Raw genomic sequence first — 19,650 nt, 5'->3', positions numbered from 1 at the left:
ATCCATGGCCCGCCCCCGTCCCGAACTGTTCGACAAGAAAAAGATCGTCGCCGAAAACCGGCGCGCACGCTTTGAATATTTCCTTGAGGATGTGTTCGAGGCGGGTATCGCGTTGCAAGGGACGGAGGTGAAATCGCTTCGCTTTGGCGAGGGCAACATTGCCGAAAGCTATGCCGAGGTGAAGGGCAACCAGGTGTGGTTGGTCAACAGCAACATTCCCGAATTCAGCCACGGCAATCGTTTCAACCATGAACCCAAGCGCCCTCGCAAGCTGCTGTTGCACGAGCGGGAAATCGCCCGGATGCACGGGGCGGTAGAGCGCAAGGGCATGACGCTTGTCCCGCTCAGCATCTATTTCAACGGCCGGGGCAAGGCGAAGGTCGAGCTGGCCTTGGCGCGTGGCAAGAAAACGCATGACAAGCGCGAGACGATCAAGGAGCGCGACTGGAAACGCGACCAACAGCGCATCATGAAAGCGCATCGTTAAATGGGTCCCCGGGCGAGCATGGGACGTCTTTCCCGCTGGTGGCACGCCAATGCACCCACCCGCGAGTCGCTGGAGTGCAATCGCTTTCTGGCGCCGGTCGCGCACCGGGTGCTGGAACCCTCTCTCTGGCGTTTTACCCGCCGTTCGGTGCCGCGTGGCGTGGCGTTGGGATTGTTGGTGGGCATATTCCTGCTGATCCCGGGTATCCAGATTGCAGGCGCGGCGCTGCTTGCGCTGCCTTTCCGCGCCAACATTCCCATTGCGGCGGCCATGACCTTCCTGTCCAATCCGGCCACGACCCCCCTCATCCTCTGGGCGTCGGTCTATATTGGCAACTGGATGCTGGGACGATCGGCGGATGCGTCAGGCTTCATGGCGCTGGTCAATGATCATGCGACAATCCGGCAGTGGATCGCCTGGCTCTTTTCCGAGGCAGCGCCTGCCATGTTGCTCGGCTTGACGCTGATCTCTGTCGCAATGGCGGTCGTCGGCTACATCATCGCCGACTGGATCTGGCGCCATCGCATGGGCCGGAAATGGCATTCTCGCAAATTGAGGATTGGCAAGGCGCACGAAAGCAGCGCATTGGAAGAAGTCGCCTCCGTCTGACGGCGGGCGGTACTGTCCGGGCGTTATCAAGGGGGAAGGCCGGCCGATGGCCTCGCGCGTCAAAAGGGATGAGGAAGCGTGGACGGGTGAACGCCCCTCGCGTCTGTCCCTTCCGCTGCTGATCTTGGCTGCGCTGCTGTCTGCGGGGCTTGTTATCTATGCGATTGGCGACCGGGCGCTGGCGGCTGGTTTCGCCGCCATGGTGCTGGCTGCTGCTGCGTTGCTCAGCTGGTATCGGCGTATCTTTCCAGAGGAAGCAGCGGATCGCGATGCGGTTCCAGACTGGACGGTGGCGCGCGCGGCCGCTGACGCGTCCAACATGGCGATTGCGGTCACGGATCGGGCGGGGCGGCTCGCTTGCGCCAGCGACCTGTTCGGCGAATGGTTTCCCGGTTTTCCGACGCCTCCCAACATGGCGGCTGAACCTGAGGTGTCCGAATCGCTGGGCGCTGCCGCTCGCGCTGCATGGCGGGATGGCGAGGCGCGGGTGGAAGGCATTGCTCAGGGCGCCCTGCGGCTTGACGTCGATATTTGCCGCACCGGACGGTCTGAAGATTATCTGCTCTGGCGCTTTACCCCTGTGCGCCAGCCCAATGCGCTGGACGATGTGCACCGGCTGCTGACCGGTGACGCGGGACGGCAGATGGGCGAGGCGGGGATCATGGCAGTCATGATCGGGGGCGAAGGACGCATCCGTGCCGCCAACGGCGCCTTTCTCCTTCGCGCGGCCGGTCGGATCGACGCGAATATCACAGGCCGGGATTTTGCCGCCCATATGCGCGTCGATGACAAAGGCCGACTGTTTCTGGCGCGCGAGGAATCGGGCGGGTTGCCGCTGCGGCTGCTGCAGGTGCCGCTGCGCCGTGCGACACAGCCAGTGGGCAATCAGAGTGGCCAGGATGGGCCGATGCTCTTGTTGCTGATCGACGAACCTGCTGGCAGCGCGGGCGGGACATCAGCGCTTTCCTATATCGAAACCCTGCTGTCCCTGCTGCCCTTCGGCCTCGCCATGGCGGACCGCGATGGGCGTGTGCTGTTCCTCAACAACGCTTTTTCCCGTGCTGCGGGACTCAAGCGCTCAGACAAGCCCAGCTATCCCGGCGACCTGGTCGTGCGCGAGGATCAGGGCGCGGTTGCCGACGCGGTGCGCCGTTTTGCGGTGGGTCCACAGATGTCAGGCGACATCGCCGTCAGGCTCCGCAATGAACCGGAAGAGCCGACCGCCCTCAGCCTTGCGGGCGTGCGGGGCCTGGGGGAGGCGGCGGTGCTGCTCAGCCTCAAGGACAATAGCGAGGAGAGCAAGCTCAAGCGGCAGGTTGCGCAAGCGACCAAGATGCAGGCAATCGGCCAGCTTGCCGGCGGCGTCGCCCATGACTTCAACAATATCCTGACCGCAATTATCGGTCACTGTGACCTGATGTTGATGCGCCATACGCCGGGCGACAGCGATTATGACGACATCCAGCAGATCAAGTCGAACAGCAATCGCGCTGCCGGCCTGACCCGGCAGTTGCTCGCCTTTTCCCGCCAGCAGACGCTGCGTCCACAGGTCTTGCAGCTGCCTGACATCGTGGCGGAAGTGTCCAACCTCCTGAAGCGCCTGTTGGGTGAAAGCGTAAAGCTGGACGTCAGCCATGGTCGCAACCTGGGCGCGGTGCGCGCTGATCCGGGGCAGCTGGAACAGGTGATCGTAAACCTCGCGGTCAACGCGCGCGACGCGATGCCGGAGGGCGGTATCCTCAATATCCAGACCTATGCCGTGCCCGCCGCCAAGGTGCGGGAAATGCGACAGGAAATATTACCAGCGGCGGACTATACCGCGCTTCGCGTATCCGACACCGGGCTTGGCATCCCGCCCGACATCCTGTCGAAGATATTCGAACCTTTCTTCACGACCAAGGAACTGGGCAAGGGCACGGGCCTTGGCCTTTCCACCGTCTATGGCATCGTCAAGCAATCGGGCGGGTATATTTTCGCCGAATCAGAGCTTGGCCGGGGCGCCAGTTTCGTCATCTACCTGCCAGTCTATCAGGGCGCGGACATGGACCATGCGCTTCCCGCGAAGGCGCCGGTCAAGCGGAGCGAGACCTGGGGTACGGGTACTGTCCTGCTGGTCGAGGACGAGGATATGGTGCGGGCCGTCGCGGAACGCGCCCTCGTCCGGCAAGGCTATAAGGTGCTGACAGCCCATGACGGCGAACAGGGGCTGGAAGTGCTGGCTGGCGGCGAAAAAATCGACCTGCTGATATCGGATGTGGTCATGCCCAACATGGACGGCCCGTCGATGGTCGCTAGGGCGCGGCACAGTCATCCCGACCTTCCGGTGCTGTTCATGTCCGGCTATGCCGAGGAGCAGCTGCGCAAATCTATCGACATCGCCAATGTCGCGTTCCTGCCAAAGCCCTTCTCCGTCAGCCAACTGGCCGAAGCAGCGCGGGATGCTTTAGCCATGCGTCCAGCGGTGGAATGAACTTCTTTGGCATCCAAGTGTTTATATGGGTCGGCGCGCCGATGATAAGATGGCGAGCGTAACGAAAATGGGGGATCGCACATGTCGGACAGCAAGGCCATCCTGGTGGTCGAGGATGAAGCAATGATCGGCATGATGCTGGAAGATTATCTCGATACATTGGGCTATCGCCTGCACGCCATCGCCGTATCTGTTGAGGAGGCGTGTGACCAGGCGCGCAAGGGTGGTTTTGATGCGGCGCTGGTCGATTGCAATCTCCAAGGCGAAAAAAGCTGGCCGGTGGCTGACATTCTGGCCGACAGCGGCATTCCGTTCGTCTTTGCGACCGGTGGCATGGCCGATGACGTGCCAGCTAGCCATTCGAGCCGTCCGACATTGGCAAAACCCTATACGATCGGGGCGGTTGAACGCGCCCTGACCAAGGTTCTGTCTTCTTAAATAGGAAAATTCCGTTCCCCTCTTGTTCTATGAGAACAAAGAGGATACGTAGTGGCCAAGGCGCCACTGAATCGGCGCTTCTGCTTGACAGGGGATAGGCCGATGACAGCAATGCTCTCACTCATCGATTCCAAGAAGACAGGGACAATGGACAGACAGAAAGCATTGGAAGCGGCCCTTTCCCAGATTGATCGCGCTTTTGGCAAGGGCTCGGCGATGAAACTGGGCAGCCGAGAAAAGATCGAGATTGAAGCGGTCTCCACCGGATCGCTCGGACTGGATATCGCGTTGGGCATTGGCGGCTTGCCGCGCGGTCGTATCATCGAGATTTATGGCCCGGAAAGCTCGGGCAAGACCACGCTCGCACTTCACGCCATTGCCGAGGCGCAGAAGACAGGCGGTGTCGCGGCTTTTGTCGATGCGGAACATGCGCTCGATCCAGGCTATGCCAAGAAGCTGGGCGTTGATATCGACGAGTTGATCGTGTCTCAGCCCGATACAGGCGAGCAGGCGCTCGAAATTGTCGATACGCTGGTCCGGTCAAATGCCATCGACGTGCTGGTGATCGATTCGGTCGCCGCACTTGTGCCCCGTGCGGAAATCGAAGGCGAGATGGGCGACAGCCATGTCGGTCTGCAGGCGCGCCTCATGAGCCAGGCGCTGCGTAAGCTCACCGGCTCCATCTCGCGCTCAAAATGCCTGGTGATCTTCATCAATCAGGTCCGCATGAAGATCGGCGTCATGTACGGTAATCCGGAAACGACGACCGGTGGCAATGCGCTCAAATTCTATGCCTCGGTGCGCCTCGACATTCGCCGCACCGGCCAGATCAAGGACCGTGACGATATCGTGGGCAATGCGACCCGCGTGAAAGTGGTGAAGAACAAGGTCGCGCCGCCGTTCAAGCAGGTCGAATTCGACATCATGTATGGCGAAGGCATTTCGAAGATCGGCGAGATTCTCGACCTGGGCGTCAAGGCCGGCGTGGTCGAAAAATCGGGCGCATGGTTCTCCTATGACTCTGTCCGCATTGGCCAGGGGCGGGAGAACGCCAAAACCTTCCTCAAGGAACATCCCGAAATGGCGGAGCGCCTGGAAAAGGTGATCCGCGGCAAGACCGAAGAGGTCGCCGAAGCGATGATGACCGGACCCGAAGCGGAGGATGACGGCGAATAAGCGTGGCAAGCGCCTGCGGCCGGATCAGCCGCAGGACGGTTGTGCAGTTCTGCCCGCCTCTCGTTTCAAGCACTGAAAAGGCCCGCCCACGCTTCAATGCGGGGTGGGCCTTTTACCATATTGCTAATGGTCGGTATGGCGCACAATTCATGTCGGTTCAGGATCGGAAGACGGCGGTTTGGGTACGATTTTTGCGGGACTTCCTGCTCTGCCGGACGGCAAGTTTTTTCTTGAGCCTCACTCCCTGCAACCCCCAGTCTCCAAAATGCACCCCGGCCAGAAGCGTGAACAGGCCGTAGAGAAACAGGGTAATGGTCAGCGGCAGCGCCAGGAGAACGTCCAGGAATTGTTCGGTCGGTGTCTCCACGGGGCCGACCCGGTCGATCCCGAACAGGGCAAGGCCATCTTCCAGGGAGTGGCCGTCCCATTCGCGCCGGAACAGCCATTCTCCTACTTCTATCACCAATATGGGTGGGGCGATGATCATGGCGGCAAGGCCGATGATGACCATGGCTTCGCTCAGCAACTGAACGCCGAGATTCGCCATGCGGCGATTGGGCGTAAAATCATGCGCCGTGTCCTTCGGCGCTGCGGGTTTCGGGGTGCTGGTCTGCCCGGCAGCAGGGGATGGTTGGATGTCCAGAAAGCCGTATCGCTCCAGCCTCGCCAGCATGCGCCTGTCCAACTGGGATTTGCAGCTATCCTCTATGAATTTTTGTTGATCAATAGTCAGCTCTTCACGGAAGCTGTCCGATTGTCCTTTTCTTATCCGCAAGGCATCGGCGTCTGATCGGTCATAATCGTGTCCAGGAATGCCTTGTGCAAGTTCCAATGCTTTCAATTTTTCAAAGGATGAATTTTCTACAGCATATTGTAGCGCTTTAAAGTTGACCGGCTCATCAAGGAATATGAGCATTTTTTCTACTTCGGATTCCGTATCAGCCAGCAAATCCTCATAATATATGATGTGATGATCATGGCGTGCGAGGCCAGTGGCCCAGCTGTTCATATATTTAATGTAGTGGGATAGGCCTCTGTCCTGGTCGACCAGGAAATCATCAATGCTGCCGCGGAAAGACATCTTGTGCCGCGTTACGTGATGATAGTCGGAAATGAGCACCGCTCGTGGATCACGGATCAGGAATATGACGGGAAGTCGGCTGGGCAGGGTCGGCTTGAAGCGAAGATGGGTGGAAGGGACCAAGGGGAAGGAGGCCTCCTCCGATCTGCGTACGAAGGCCGGTATTCCGCGTACAGGATCCAGATCGAAATTCGGGGCGAAGGTGAACATGCTCTGCGTTGTGATCGGCGCATATTGACGCGATGCGAGGAAATATTGCGCCAGAATAAACCTCAGCCATGTTCGGCCCGATTTCGGATAGGAAGCTAGAAGGGCCGTGGCGGCGTCCGATACCAGGCTTAGGCTGCGCGCAGACGAAATCCGGCGAGCGAGGAGAGAAGGAGCCTGTACGAGCGAGGCGATCGAGGGTGTGTCCATATGACGCAAGTTAGCGTGGCGGATTGCCGGCGCGTAGGACCTTTCCGGATGATAGCCAAATTGTGTAACGAAGGTGACACAGACATCTCCTTTGCAGACCGCCGCCAACTTCATTGACAGGAGTCGCCTTACCGTCGAAAAGAACATATAGAGAACATTTATGATCGAGTCGGTGAACACGCTTGCAGCCCTCAGGCGGCACATCGCATCGCTGGAAGGGATTCCAGCCACCAAAGCCGGTGCGCGGATCGCGACCGGGCATGCGCCCCTGGATCAGACATTACAGGGCGGCCTGGCCCAGGGTCGCGTGCATGAACTGTTTGGAAGAAACGAAGACGAAGGCGCTGCTGCCGGGCTTTCCCTGATTTTTGCTCATCTCGCGGCGGGACAGTCCCCTATGTTCTGGCTGCGCCCCATAAATGGAGCGGCTGGGCAGCCCTATGGTCCGGGCCTTGCCGCACTGGGCATCGATCCCGCTTATTTGCTGATTGGGGTCATGAAGGATGATGCGCTGCTGCTGCGGGCTGCGGTCGATGCGCTGCGTTGTCCCGCCCTTGGCTCGCTCGTGATCGAACTGCGCGGGCGCGCACCGCTCATGGACCTGACCGCCAGCCGCCGCCTGGCGCTCGCGGCGGAAGCATCGGGCGTCACAGCTTTTTTGTTGCGTATCGGGGGTGATCCGGTGCCCAGCGCTGCCGACACGCGCTGGCGGGTGACGGCAGCGCCTTCGGTCCCGTTGCCCGGCAATGCGCCGGGCATGACAGCCTTTGATCTTAGCCTGCTACGCCGTCGGTCGGGACCCGACGGCATTACGTGCCGTCTTGTGTGGAACAGCGAACGGGGCGTCTTTGGAGAAGAATGCGATGAACGCCATGACCCGAGAAGTGACAGCGCGGACACGCCGCTACCTGGCGCTGTGGTTTCCGTTCCTTCCGCTCGACCGGCTGCGCATCGCGCAGCCTGATCTCTGGGCGGAGCAGGGGCAGGATACGCCCGCCGTGATCGTCGAAACGGTGCGGGGGGCGATGCGGCTGGTGGCGCTGGATGCCGATGCGCTGGCGATCGGCCTTAGTGCGGGTATGACGTTGGCCGATGCCCGAGCGCGCGAACCCGGCTTGCGGATATTCGAGGCGGATGCCCATGCCGATCAGGATTGGCTGGAGCGGCTGTGTGACGGCTGCGCGCGCTATACGCCGATCGCTGCGCTGGACCCGCCTCAGGGATTACTGCTCGACATCAGCGGCTGCGCGCATTTGTGGAACGGTGAGGAAGCATTGGCGCGCGAGGCGGTCGAGCGGCTGGAACGGCACGGCATGCGCGTACGCCATGCGCTGGCGGGTACGGCGGAGGGCGCGCATGCGCTCGCTCGCTTCGCTTCGGTCCCTGCCGCTGATGAGGATGCCGCCCTGCGCCGCCTGCCGGTAGAGGCGCTGGGACTGGAAGAGGAAAGCGCGGTCGGGCTGCGCCGGGCGGGACTGCGCACGGTGGGAGATCTTGCCGCGCGCCCCGCCGCGACCCTGGCCGCGCGCTTTGGTGAGGAAGCGGTTGATGCGCTGCACCGCCTGTTGGGTCTGGACCACCGCCCCCTCGCTCCGCGCCGCCCGCGCCCCGCAGTCCGGATCGAACGCCGCTTTGCCGAACCGATGGGCAGCACCGCCTATGCGCTTCAAAGTCTGGAGGAGATGGCGGCCGAAGCGGGGGAACGGCTCGGCGAACGTGGCGAAGGCGGCCGCCGGTTCGAAATAATGTTCTTTCGCACGGATGGTCTCGCCTTTCCGCTGCGGGTCGGAACCAGCCTGCCTGTGCGAGATGCGCCCTCCATCATGCGTCTGGTGCAGGAACGGATCGACAGTCTGTCGGACCCGCTCGACCCTGGCTTTGGTTTCGACATGCTGCGTCTGACAGTGCCCCAGACCGAAGCCATGGCTGCCACCCAACTGGCGCTGGAGGGTGGAGAAGCGCGCCGGGAGGAGGCGATCGCCGCGCTCATCGATCGACTTTCCGTCCGCGCTGGCCAGGGCCGGATTCAGCGCCTCGAACCGCGCGACAGTCACATCCCTGAACAGGCGCAACTCGCACTGCCCGCGGTGGAAAGCCGCTCCCCATCAAGCTGGCGGCGCCAGTCGGAGCCGGGCGATCCTCCGATGCGGCCTATCCATCTGTTCGACCCTCCCCAGCCAATTGAGGTGGTGGCGCAGGTTCCCGACGGCCCGCCGCATCATTTCCGCTGGCGCCGCACGGCTCATGAAGTCACCCGCTATGAAGGACCGGAGCGGATCGCGCCTGAATGGTGGAAGGCGCAGGACGGTTCGCTGGAAGGCGAAAGCGCCGGCATGACGCGCGACTATTACCGGGTCGAAGATGCGCGCGGGCGGCGCTACTGGATTTTTCGCCACGGCCTATACGGCACGGAAGCCCGCCATCCGCGCTGGTATATCCACGGCCTGTTCGCATGAAGCGGGGCAAAAGCCCTGATCCCGCCAAGCCGAAGTCGATTGATCGGCGGGCATTGAATGCGATCGAGGCCGCGCGAAAGAAGGGGAAGCTGCAACGGCCTGAACTTCCGCGATCTGCCGGGGAAGGCCCGGCCTTTGCTGAATTGGTCGCGGCAACACATTTCTCCTTCTTGCGCGGCGCATCGCATCCTTCCGACATGGTCGATCAGGCCATCCATCTTGGACTTGCGGGATTGGGCATCGCTGATCGGAACACGGTGGCAGGCGTGGTGCGCGCGCATGTCGCGCGCAAACGTGTGCCGGAAATGGCCAGAGCCCGTCTGCTCGAAGCTAAAAAGGCAGCAGGGCAGACGACGCAGTTGACCGGAGATGAGGAGCGGGCATGCGAGACCGATGTGAAGCTGATCGTCGGGGCGCGGCTGGTCTTTGCCGATGGCACGCCCGACATCGTCGCTTATCCATCGACACGAACGGGGTGGGGCGAACTCACCAAATTATTGACCAAAGGCAATCTGAAATCGGTGAAGGGAGACTGCATCCTCAGCTATGAGGAACTGACCGCCTATCTTGACGATCTGCTGTTGATCGTGCTGCCTTATTCCACCGCTACTGAACAGACGGCGCACCGCCGCCCCGTGGCTTTCGAACATGACGATCGGCCGTCCAGGGAGGCGATCCGCCAAGGGCATCTGAGCCTGGTGCCCCCGCCGCGTCCGGCCGACCTGGAGTCTCTGCTGATCCGGCTGGGCCGATTGGCGCCGGGCCGCATATGGTTGGGCGCCGCACTGCGCCGGGATGGGCGGGATGCGCGGCGTCTGGCGCGTTTCCAGGCTTTGGGTGAGCGCAGTGGCGTACCCCTGATCGCGACCATGGACGCGCTTTACGCCAGTCCGGCGCAGCGGCCTTTGCAGGATGTGCTGAGCTGCATCCGGGCAGGCGCCGGCATCGCCAAGGCAGGACGTCTGCTTGAAGCCAATGCCGAAAGGCACATCCATTCTCCTGCGGAAATTGCGCGCCTCTTTCACGCCTGCCCGGAAGCCGTGGCGGAGACGGTTGGCTTTCTGGACAAGGTGCATTTCACGCTGGATCAACTGGCCTATGAATATCCCCACGAGCCGGTGCCCGAAGGTTGGACGGCACAGCAATGGCTGGAAGAACTGACCGTCTCAGCGGCGCATGCGCGCTATGGCCCGCGCATCCCGCAAGCGGTTCGAAGGCTGTTGGACGAGGAGTTCGGACTGATCCGGGAGCGCAACTATGCAAGCTATTTCCTGACGGTCCACGATATCGTCGCCTTTGCCCGGATGAAGGGCATATTATGCCAGGGGCGAGGCTCGGCCGCCAATTCCATGATCTGCTTTCTGCTGGGCGTCACCTCCGTCGATCCGTTGAAGCATGACCTGCTCTTCTCCCGCTTTGTGTCCGAGGAACGGGACGAGCCCCCCGACATCGACGTGGATTTCGAACATGAGCGACGTGAGGAGGTCATGCAATATATCTACGAACGCTATGGCCGCCATCGCGCCGGGATAGCGGCAACCGTCATTCACTACCGGTCCCGCAGTGCCGTGCGGGAAGTCGCCAAGGTGCTGGGCCTTAGCGAGGATATCGCGACGCGTCTCTCAAGCACGGTCTGGGGCAGCTATTCAGGTGACATGGGCGATGCACGCATAGTGGAAGCGGGCTTTGCCCTCGACAATCCGCAAATGGTGCGGTTGCGGGGCATTGTGGATCAGTTGCTGGACGCCCCTTTCCCCCGCCACCTGTCGCAGCATGTCGGCGGCTTTGTGCTGACCCAGAACCGGCTCGATGAAACGGTCCCGCTGCATCATGGGGCGATGGCGGACCGCAGCTTCATAGAATGGGACAAGGATGACATTGACGCCCTTGGCCTGATGAAGGTTGATATCCTGGCGCTCGGCATGTTGAGCTGCATCCGCAAGGCCTATGACCTGATGCGGACCCATGATCTTGGCAATCACGACCTGGACATAGATCTGCAATCGGATGATCCCGAAGTGTATGACATGCTTTGCAAGGGCGATAGTATCGGTGTGTTCCAGGTGGAAAGCCGGGCGCAGATCAACATGTTGCCACGGTTGCGGCCACGCTCGCTTTACGACTTGACGGTGCAGGTGGCGATCGTGCGGCCCGGTCCGATCGAAGGCGACATGGTGCATCCTTATTTGCGGCGGCGCTGTGGGGAGGAAAAGGTAGAATTTCCTGCTCCAAGCCCAGAGCATGGCCGTTCGGATGAATTGAAAGCCTTGCTCGGTCATACCTACGGCGTCCCACTGTTCCAGGAACAGGCGATGAAGCTCGCCATCGTTGCTGCTGGGTTCACGCCTTCCGAGGCTAACCAGTTGCGCCGGTCGATGGCGACCTTCCGCCAGATGGGCGGCATGGACAAGTTCCGGGACAAGATGATCTGTGGCATGGTGGGGCGCGGCTACAAAACTGACTTTGCCGAACGCTGCTACAAACAGATCGAGGGGTTTGGCAGCTATGGCTTCCCCGAAAGCCACGCCCTGTCCTTTGCCCGGCTGGTCTATGTCTCCGCCTGGATCAAATGCCATCAGCCCGCTGTCTTTGCCTGCGCGTTGCTGAATTCGCAGCCGATGGGTTTTTACGCTCCGGCGCAGATCGTGCGCGATGCGCGCGAGCATGGCGTTGCCGTACATGATGTCGATGTGAACATGAGCGGCTGGGACAATGGCCTTGAACCCCTGTTGCGTTCGCGAGACCGGCGCAAGGGGGAGGGGTGGGGCGAGCGCTCGCGCTGCGGTTGGGCTTTCGGCAGATCGACGGTTTTCGTGAAGACTGGGCCATGCGGTTGGTGGAGGCGCGGGAGCAGGGCCTGTTTACCAGTCTGGAAGATCTGGCGCGGCGGGCGGGGCTGCCCGCTCGCGCGCTGCGCCTGCTCGCTGATGCCGATGCCTGCCGCTCATTGGGGCAGGATCGGCGCACGGCCTTGTGGGAAGCGCGGCGCACCCCTTCCAACGAACTGCCGCTTTTTGCCGCCGCTCGTGCGCGCGATATGCAGGCAGGCGAGCTGGGGCAGGAACCCGATGCGATGCTGCCCGCCATGCCGATCGCCGAACAGGTCGCGGCCGATTACCAGATGACGCGGCTATCGCTCAAAGGTCATCCGATGCAGTTTCTGCGCTCGGTCTTTGAAGCGGAGGGGGTATTGAGTTGCGCACAAACCGGCGCCGCGAAAAATGGTGCGCTGGTGCGGACCGCCGGGGTGGTGCTGGTGCGGCAGAGGCCGGGCAAGGGCAATGCCGTCTTCATCACCATCGAAGATGAGACGGGGATCGCCAATATTCTGCTCTGGGCGCGGCTTTTTGAAATGCAGCGCCGTCCTGTCATGGCGTCCCGGCTGATGCTGGTGGAAGGGGAGGTGCAGCGCAGCAAGGAGGGGGTCGTCCACCTGATGGCGAGCCGCGTGCATGACCGCACCTCTGAATTGTCGCGCCTGTCGGATGTGCACCGGCCGCATATCGCCCTGTCGCGCGCGGATGAATTCGTCCATCCTCAGCATCCCCGGACATCCAGCCACCCGCGCAATGTTCGTATATTGCCAAAGTCACGGGATTTTCATTGAAGCCCTGTTTCCTGTGCTTAAGCAGGCGGGAGAGAGGATTTCCCATCCTATCGCAAGGAGACCTGTCCTGATGCCCCTTCCGCAATTTCCCGTCGAAGGCGGTTGTCGCTGTGGCAAGGTCCGCTTCCGTCTTACGGAAGCGCCGTGGAGCGAAACGGCCTGCCATTGCCATGGCTGTCAGACGATGACCGGCAGCGCGTTTTCCACCACGCTGATCATGCCTGCCAGCGGATTTGAACTGATCGCTGGCGACCCCGTGATCGGCGGCCTGCATGGCGACGACGTCCAGCATCATCATTGCGACTGGTGCAAGAGCTGGGTCTTCACCCGGCCCGCAGCGGACCTTGGCTTCGTCAATGTCCGCGCCACGTTGCTGGACGATGCGAGCTGGTTTGCGCCCTGGATGGAAACGCAAACCGCCGAAAAGCTGCCCTGGGCGACCACCGGAGCGAGCGTCAGTTTCGAACGCTTCCCCGCGATGGAGGATTATCAGGATCTGATCGCCCGCTACCGGTCGGAACGCGCTTAATAATCCTTTGAATAGCGCAGGTTCGCCGACGACCCGGCATTGGTCCCCGTCTTCGACAGCAGGCTCAGCGTCCTGGACAGCGAGATTTCCAGCTGCGTAGCGGTAAAGCCCTTGGGATCGGTTATCACCTCAACATAGATATTGTTGGAAATACGCTGCCCGACCGCCAGCGATGTGCCGCGCCCCGTCGCATCGTCGCCACTAACAATGCCGATCCGATCGACACCTGAAGCATTCTGCAACTTGCCCATCGGATTGAGCCCGCCACCGCCGCCCCGCAGGCCGTTGAGCGCCGCCGCCAACTGAATGGCCTGCGTCGCCGACAGGTTCGCGACATTGTCGCCGAACAATATCCGCGCCAGGATTTCGTCCTGCGGCAGGCTGGGGTTCGAGACGAAGCTGATGTCCGGTCGCTGCGCAGTGCCGCCCACGGCGATGCCAGCCGTCACTGTATTGATGCGGGTTTCCGCTCGAACCGCCAGCACGGGGTTCATCATCGGCCCGTTGAATGTGATGACGCCCTGTTCCAGATCGAACTGATGGCCCGAGAAGCTGTACCGGCCCCGGATCACCTCTATTTTCCCTACGACACGCGGCGCTTGCGTGGTGCCTGTGATGCGCATGTTGGTCTTCCATTCGGAATCGAGGCCCATGCCCGTCAGGTAGATTTCATTGTCGGCGCGCACGCGGATGTCGAGCTTCCAGTCGGCAGGTGACGCAGCCGACTGCCGCGAAGCGACCCGCTGGTCGAGCAGGTCTGTCCCTTCACCCTTGCGCCTGACGCCCTGCAACTGGCGGATCTCGGCCCCGCCCTGCCACGCGATCCGGTATCGGGTTTCGGGAAGCCACAGATCGCCTTTGATCAGACCGCCATTGGCCGCGCTGTTGGTCACGTTGATAGTGCCGCTGACGACGCTGGTGATCGCTTCGCTGCGGGCGATGCGCGCGCGGTCCAGCTTAGCCGCGATGTTCATGGGGTAACCGCTTTCCGCCGCAAGTCCCACAGAGCCGCTTGCCTGCACCGTGCCGTCACCCGCCCGGCCGGAAAAGTCGCGTATCTCCAGCCGGTCATTGGTGAAACGGCCATCCAGCCGCATCTGTGTCAGGCGCGTGCCAAAGGTTTCATTTTCATATGTCAGCGCATTGGCGCGAACGATGCCGTTGAGGCGCGGCGCGGCAAGACGTCCGCTGAAATCCGCCGCTATTGCTATCGGACCGCTCAACTGCTGGTCGGCAAGACCGGCGAAGGAAAACAGAACGTCGGCAGGGCCTGCATAGCGGATGCCGCCACCCAGCGGAGCCGACTGAAGCTGCTGCGACCAGCTAGCCCCTGGTCCCGGCGGTGCGAGTGTCGCGATGAACCGTCCGAGTGACCTATTGCCGCGACGGATGACGCCGCGCAGGTCGCCGCCCGCGCTCGACAGTTTGCCTTCCACCGCCATGGACACTGGGTCCGACACTGCGGTCAGGCTGGAACGGCGAAAATCGCTGATCGCGACGCGGGTCGTCGCGGTCGGGAAGCTATTGCCATTCTGGGCGTAGTCCAGTGCGCCCGTCGCTTTGCCACTGATTCCAAGGCCCGGACTGGCCACGTTGATTATGGCGAGATCGAGATCCTTGAACCGCGCCTGCAACGCCGTCTGATTGCCGAAGCGACCGGCAAGATCGACCTTGCCCTGCGGCAGGACCAGCGTTGCTGGCTCCAGTCGATAACCCTGCGGCTCGATGCGGATGATGGCGGGCTGGGCGAAGCGGAAGGGAATGTTACTCGCCTTCCCCTCAAGTGCGACAGCGTAGAGGTTCGGCCGAAGCGCCGCATTTACGGCGATCGAGAAGGGGACGCCACTCGACCCATCGGCCACCAGTTGCGCACGACCGCGGCCACCCTGATAGTCGATCCGACCGCGCGCCTTGCGTACGACATAGTCGCCATAGGCGGCGTTCGCCATCTGCACATCGGCATTGATCCGCGGTTGATCGGCAAGGACCATGTTCGCCGTCACGATCGCGCGTCCAATGACCACATCGGCCTCGCCGGGCAGCCGGGCGTTGCTTGCCGTTGCGTTGATCGCGACGCCCTGCGCCTTGCCGACCGCTGACAGGCGGGCGGCGCCGCTTATGCCTGACCCGTTCATCGCAAGCTGTCCGGTGAAAGGCCCCGCCGCAGTTTGCCGCAAACGGCCGTTCATATCGACCCCGGCGAAGCGCGCGCGTGTGACGTCGATGGTCAGAGGCCCCTTGGCCGTTCGGATCAGCACGTTGGCGAAGAAGGGGCCATAGGCAGAACCGCCGGTCGCCTCCAACCGGTAGCCCGCCGCCTCGCCATTCAGCTTGGCGACGACATTGGAAAGCTGCACACCTACGTTGGGACTTGGCGCGCGCAACATTGCCTGGGGACGCTCCATCGTTCCGCGCACGGTAAGCGCCAGCGGCCCATATTGTCGGGAAGTCGCGGCGGCGTCGAAGCGGATCTCTCCATTCGTATCATAGCTGCCTGACCCCGAAAGCACGCGGAAATTGGGTGCCGCGCCCTTCAATCCCGCAAGGGTGAACTTGCCCTCGGGCGTCATTCCGATGCGTCCCGACATGATGGCGTTTCCGCCCAGAAAGTCGCGCACCGACGCATTGTCCCATCGCGCAGTGCGAACCCCGAACTTGCCGGACAGGCCCCAGCCCCCCTTCGGCCCGGGCACCAGCTCAACATCGGTGTTCAGGTTGACGACGCCGACCCCGTCGATCTTGTAATCATTGACGCGTCCCTTAAGCGCGCCGCGATAAATAGCGTTGTCGAGGTCGGCCAGGACGATTGCGGTGGCGTCCACGCGATCGCTATCGATTTTTAAATTATCGCTGATGAGCTTACCTGCTGAGTAGGCGAAGTCGCCCTTGACCCGCAGATTTTGGAGCAGCCCGCCCGCCGCCGCATTGAGCCCGGTGACGCGCCTTGCGGTGGCGTTGACTGGAATGCGAATGCGGTCAGCATCGATGACCGCGCGTCCACTGGCTTTCAATCCCTCTATGCCGGTCTGGTCAAAGGCGATCAGCGCGGCGCTCAGGTCATAGTCGATGAAGGGGGTCGCCATCGGACCGTCCAAAATTACCGACGCCCGGACATCCCTTCCGCGAACCTTTTCCATGATCGCCCCGGGTGTTTTCAGCGCCGCATCAATTTTGAGACCACTGAAGCGGCTCTGTCCCAGATCGATCAACCCCTGTGCGGTCGCCGCCAGCGCCGTCGAGCGCAGAGAGCCTTTCAGGCTGACGCGCCGCTCGTTAAGCCCCGCGAAAATGTCGATATTGAGCGCAGGGGCGGTGAGTCGATCGACGGCTCCGTCAAACACAAGCCCCGGCCGCACCGGCCCCTTCACGGTGAAATTGCCGTCGCGCGCGGCCAGCGCGATATCGGCGAGCTGCCCCTTTGGCGACGTTGCTACGATCTTGCCATTCCACGCCTGCCAGGTTCCTCGACCATCCAGGGTCGCCGTCATCCCTTCGGTCAAGCCGCCCATCTTCGCGATCACGCCGCCCTTGGGTGCGGTGAGCGTGCCCTTCATGGCAAGGCGATTCTGGGCCGGCACCGCGTCCAGCGAGGCTTGCAGCCGGTCACCGCTATCGACGATCGCATCTGCGCTCAGCTGCGCACGACCATCGGCGATATGCGTGACGCCATTGATAGCAATCTCGCGCTTCTGGCCGATGACTGGTCTGGCAAGGACGAATTTGGCGATCTTCAGCTGGTCGACATCGATGTCCAGATCGGGGAGAATCGGCGCGTTCGGGTCACTTTGCGTTACGTTGAATTGCGGACTTCGGGCCAGCACGACCAGTGGGCTTTCCAACAGCCGCACACTGATATGATTGTTGATGTAGCGAAACGGGCTCCATATGACGTGGACGCGCGGGCTGACGGCAAAAGGCCCTTTCGGATCGCGCAGCACCAAGTCGTGAATGACCATGTCGCTATAGACAGAGCCTTCGATCCGACCCACCTCGATCGTCATGCCCGATTCCAGCTTCAGCGCCGCAATCTGCCGGATCAGGAATTTTTTGCCCGGCTGCGTATTGAGGAACAGCAGCAAACCGGCCGTCAGGACAGCCAGCGCAACGATAAGCCCGGCCGCGCCCAGCAAGATTTTCTGCCATAGCGGCCGACCCTGCCGGGTCACGATCGGCTCGGCGGTGGGTGAGGGGGGAGGCGTGTCTTCTGCCATCAGAATGCCTGCCCTATGCCGATATAGAGGGTGAATTTGGATTCACCCGGCTGGCGGTTGATTGGCATTGCGATGTCAGCGCGGAACGGGCCGAAATCGGTATAGAAGCGTCCGCCCACCCCGACACCGTAACGAATGTCGGAAAATCGCGGTACTGAGCTTTCATAGACCTGGCCCGCATCGACGAAGGCAACTACGCCATAATTGCCGAAACGGTAGCGGCCCTCGACCGCGAACTCATTTACCGACCGCCCGCCGATGGGATCGTCATTAACGTCCTTCGGCCCCAGTTCCTGATAGCCAAAGCCGCGCACCGACCCGCCACCGCCGGCGTAGACCCGGCGGGAGGGGGCAATCTGATCGCGCGCCGCGCCGCTGATGGTGCCCAGCCGAGTCCGCGCCGCTATCACCAGTGCGTCGGATACCGGATAATAGCCGCTCAGGTCGAAAGTCCCCCGCACATAAGGGGATATGTTACCCTGCAACGATGCTTCGGGCGAAACCCGCAGATTGGCGCGGAAGCCCTTGGCGGGATTGAGTAGGTCATTTGATCGATCATAGCCCAGCTGCACAGGCAGCGAGCCGATGAAATAGGTCAGGCGCTTGCTTTCCGCCGTGGTCGGATCAATCGTGGTCTTTTCGTTGGAAAGCAGGATTTCAGCGCCGTAGCTGTAGGTCCAGCGCTTCTGGAAGATCGGGGTTGATTGCCGTGCCCAGCTGATGTTGAGGCCCGCAGTGAAGGCTTCATAGGCGTCATATTTTTGATGATTCAGCAGGGCGCCAGCCTGGAAGGTCCGGTCCCGCTTCCCTGCGTTTGAACGGCGAAAAGTGCCCGACACGCCCTGCTCCTGCGTGCCCGCGATGACGCTTCCGATCAATGCGCCCTCTGGCGGGAAAAGGTTGCGATGCGTCCATGTCGCCTCGGCGCGGAAGCCCTGCCCTGTCCCGTAACCCAGTTCGCCCGCCAGCGTGCGCGGCGGTCCTGCATCCTGTTCGACATGAAGGTCGATATATTCGGTCCCGTTCGGCCCCGGCTCATTGGTTCGTACCGGATCGACGGCGACGCTGGAAAACAGCCCCGTCGCCACCAGGGCCCGGCGCAGGTCGTCCACCTTGCGGCTGTCATACAGCTCACCAGGCTTGAAGCGGCTGATGACCTTCACATGATCTGCGCCAAACGCCTGCTTGCGGCCTGAAGTCGTGATGCCACGGAAGGACCCGCGCGGACCCACATTGACGGGCAGGGTATAGTCGCCCGTCACAGTGGCGGGGTCCAGCAAGATGTCGCGCTCCCCGACCCTGGCGAAGGCATAGCCGTTTTCCGGCAGCTTGACGCCGATATTGGCCTCTGCGCTCTCGACATCTGCCGCGATGATGTAATCGCCTGATTTCAGGGGAAGGCTGTCGCGGATGAGATTGGACGGCACCGTCGTCGCCGCGTTGATGACGATTTCCCCAATCCGGTATCGCTTGCCAGGCGTGACCGAAACGACTGCCTTCAGCGCGCTATCCGCCGTTTGGTCGAGCGAGGCCAGCGCGGTCGCATCATAATAGCCTTGCGAATAGAGCAGCCGCACGACCAGTGCTTCATCTTCATGCGCGCGGGCCTGAACCATGGCGGCTGTTTCGGCCCGCCCATCGCCATCCAGCAGCGCGGATGCGTCGCGAAACTCATCCTCAAGGCCGGTTTTGCCAAAGCCCTCAATTTCAACCGCATAGCGCACATCCGGCGTCTTTTCGTCTGGATCTTCCGCCGCCGCCTGCGCTGGAACGGTCACGCTGTCGAGGGGCGGCAGGGGTTGCGCAAGCTCGGTTTCGGCTGGTGGTTCCGTGAGGGGAGGCAGGTCGGGAGACTCACTCGCCTGCGGCATCTGCTGGTCGATCCAATTTTCGATCGACGGCAGAGGCTGGGAGGGATCTGCAGGATCGGCTTGGCTGTTGTTGGGAAGACGGGATTCAAATTCTTCATCGGGCAGGATGGGAGCTTCCTGTTCCGTCGCATCGATGACTGGCGGGGTTTGCGCATGGAGCGCCATGGGCGATGCAGCGATCATCAGGACGGCCACGGCATGCCGGACGCGTTTCGCCTGCCCTGATTTCATTTAGACTTCGCCGCCCCTTTTAGCCCGCCGTGCACGCGCGGGACGATAATACGCGCAAAGGTCTGTT

At 61.8% G+C, this 19,650-nt stretch carries 11 protein-coding genes and 1 pseudogene; 9 read left to right on the top strand and 3 right to left on the bottom strand.

The features are described from left to right. Positions 1 to 4: 4 nt before the first annotated feature. The 5 genes from smpB to recA all read left to right on the top strand — a co-directional run bounded on the left by smpB (position 5) and on the right by recA (position 5,180). Positions 5 to 487 carry an SsrA-binding protein SmpB gene (gene smpB, locus B6S01_RS06870; protein ID WP_037464483.1) on the top strand — a complete coding sequence of 161 codons (483 nt, stop codon included), beginning with the start codon at positions 5 to 7 and terminating at the stop codon, positions 485 to 487. A gap of 18 nt (positions 488 to 505) precedes the next feature. Beyond that, positions 506 to 1,096, top strand: coding sequence for a DUF2062 domain-containing protein (locus B6S01_RS06865; protein WP_037465133.1), 591 nt, complete (start codon positions 506 to 508; stop codon positions 1,094 to 1,096). A gap of 46 nt (positions 1,097 to 1,142) precedes the next feature. Further along, positions 1,143 to 3,566, top strand: coding sequence for a hybrid sensor histidine kinase/response regulator (locus B6S01_RS06860; protein WP_037464485.1), 2,424 nt, complete (start codon positions 1,143 to 1,145; stop codon positions 3,564 to 3,566). Between the two features lie 81 nt (positions 3,567 to 3,647). After that, positions 3,648 to 4,004 carry a response regulator gene (locus B6S01_RS06855; RefSeq protein ID WP_037464488.1) on the top strand — a complete coding sequence of 119 codons (357 nt, stop codon included), beginning with the start codon at positions 3,648 to 3,650 and terminating at the stop codon, positions 4,002 to 4,004. 102 nt (positions 4,005 to 4,106) lie between these two features. Next, positions 4,107 to 5,180: a recombinase RecA gene (gene recA / locus B6S01_RS06850; RefSeq protein ID WP_037464491.1), complete on the top strand. Its 1,074-nt coding sequence runs from the start codon at positions 4,107 to 4,109 to the stop codon at positions 5,178 to 5,180. A gap of 157 nt (positions 5,181 to 5,337) precedes the next feature. Here recA and B6S01_RS06845 read toward each other — a convergent pair whose 3' ends face one another. After that, the gene (locus B6S01_RS06845) at positions 5,338 to 6,792 is read right to left on the bottom strand and encodes a sulfotransferase domain-containing protein (protein WP_051908200.1); all 1,455 of its coding nucleotides are present in this window, start codon (positions 6,790 to 6,792) and stop codon (positions 5,338 to 5,340) included. 46 nt (positions 6,793 to 6,838) lie between these two features. Here B6S01_RS06845 and B6S01_RS06840 point away from each other — a divergent pair, with 46 nt between their 5' ends. From B6S01_RS06840 to B6S01_RS06825, 4 genes and pseudogenes are all read left to right on the top strand, one after another. Beyond that, a complete protein-coding gene (locus tag B6S01_RS06840) occupies positions 6,839 to 7,642 on the top strand; it encodes an ImuA family protein (protein WP_037464494.1) in 804 nt (267 codons plus the stop codon). Then, positions 7,542 to 9,134 (top strand): Y-family DNA polymerase, encoded by a 1,593-nt coding sequence (locus B6S01_RS06835; RefSeq protein WP_094182609.1) that lies wholly within the window; start codon positions 7,542 to 7,544, stop codon positions 9,132 to 9,134. The genes B6S01_RS06840 and B6S01_RS06835 overlap by 101 nt, the downstream gene beginning before the upstream one ends. Next, positions 9,131 to 12,741 (top strand): annotated as a pseudogene (locus B6S01_RS06830) (error-prone DNA polymerase). The gene B6S01_RS06835 and the pseudogene B6S01_RS06830 overlap by 4 nt, the downstream one beginning before the upstream one ends. A gap of 70 nt (positions 12,742 to 12,811) precedes the next feature. Further along, complete coding sequence (locus B6S01_RS06825; protein WP_037464501.1) at positions 12,812 to 13,270, top strand: GFA family protein; 459 nt, start codon at positions 12,812 to 12,814, stop codon at positions 13,268 to 13,270. Here B6S01_RS06825 and B6S01_RS06820 read toward each other — a convergent pair. Both B6S01_RS06820 and B6S01_RS06815 read right to left on the bottom strand, forming a co-directional pair. Beyond that, entirely contained in the window at positions 13,267 to 17,481 is a 4,215-nt protein-coding gene (locus B6S01_RS06820) for a translocation/assembly module TamB domain-containing protein (RefSeq protein ID WP_037464504.1), read from the bottom strand. The two genes, B6S01_RS06825 and B6S01_RS06820, sit on opposite strands and share 4 nt — an antisense overlap. Further along, positions 17,481 to 19,583: a BamA/TamA family outer membrane protein gene (locus B6S01_RS06815; protein ID WP_037464506.1), complete on the bottom strand. Its 2,103-nt coding sequence runs from the start codon at positions 19,581 to 19,583 to the stop codon at positions 17,481 to 17,483. Before B6S01_RS06815 ends, B6S01_RS06820 begins: the two co-directional genes overlap by 1 nt. Positions 19,584 to 19,650: the final 67 nt, after the last annotated feature.

The organism is Sphingobium herbicidovorans (assembly GCF_002080435.1).
Classification (GTDB): Bacteria; Pseudomonadota; Alphaproteobacteria; order Sphingomonadales; family Sphingomonadaceae; genus Sphingobium; species Sphingobium herbicidovorans.
The sequence above is the reverse complement of the archived record's forward strand: the minus strand, read 5'-3'. Positions and strand labels throughout refer to the sequence as shown.

Coding starts and splice junctions, on each gene's coding strand:
- smpB (WP_037464483.1), top strand. CDS start 5: ATGGCCCGCCCCCGTCCCGAACTGTTCGACAAGAAAAAGATCGTCGCC.
- B6S01_RS06840 (WP_037464494.1), top strand. CDS start 6,839: ATGATCGAGTCGGTGAACACGCTTGCAGCCCTCAGGCGGCACATCGCA.
- B6S01_RS06855 (WP_037464488.1), top strand. CDS start 3,648: ATGTCGGACAGCAAGGCCATCCTGGTGGTCGAGGATGAAGCAATGATC.
- recA (WP_037464491.1), top strand. CDS start 4,107: ATGACAGCAATGCTCTCACTCATCGATTCCAAGAAGACAGGGACAATG.
- B6S01_RS06820 (WP_037464504.1), bottom strand. CDS start 17,481: ATGGCAGAAGACACGCCTCCCCCCTCACCCACCGCCGAGCCGATCGTG.
- B6S01_RS06845 (WP_051908200.1), bottom strand. CDS start 6,792: ATGAAGTTGGCGGCGGTCTGCAAAGGAGATGTCTGTGTCACCTTCGTT.
- B6S01_RS06815 (WP_037464506.1), bottom strand. CDS start 19,583: ATGAAATCAGGGCAGGCGAAACGCGTCCGGCATGCCGTGGCCGTCCTG.
- B6S01_RS06865 (WP_037465133.1), top strand. CDS start 506: ATGGGACGTCTTTCCCGCTGGTGGCACGCCAATGCACCCACCCGCGAG.
- B6S01_RS06825 (WP_037464501.1), top strand. CDS start 12,812: ATGCCCCTTCCGCAATTTCCCGTCGAAGGCGGTTGTCGCTGTGGCAAG.
- B6S01_RS06860 (WP_037464485.1), top strand. CDS start 1,143: ATGGCCTCGCGCGTCAAAAGGGATGAGGAAGCGTGGACGGGTGAACGC.
- B6S01_RS06835 (WP_094182609.1), top strand. CDS start 7,542: ATGAACGCCATGACCCGAGAAGTGACAGCGCGGACACGCCGCTACCTG.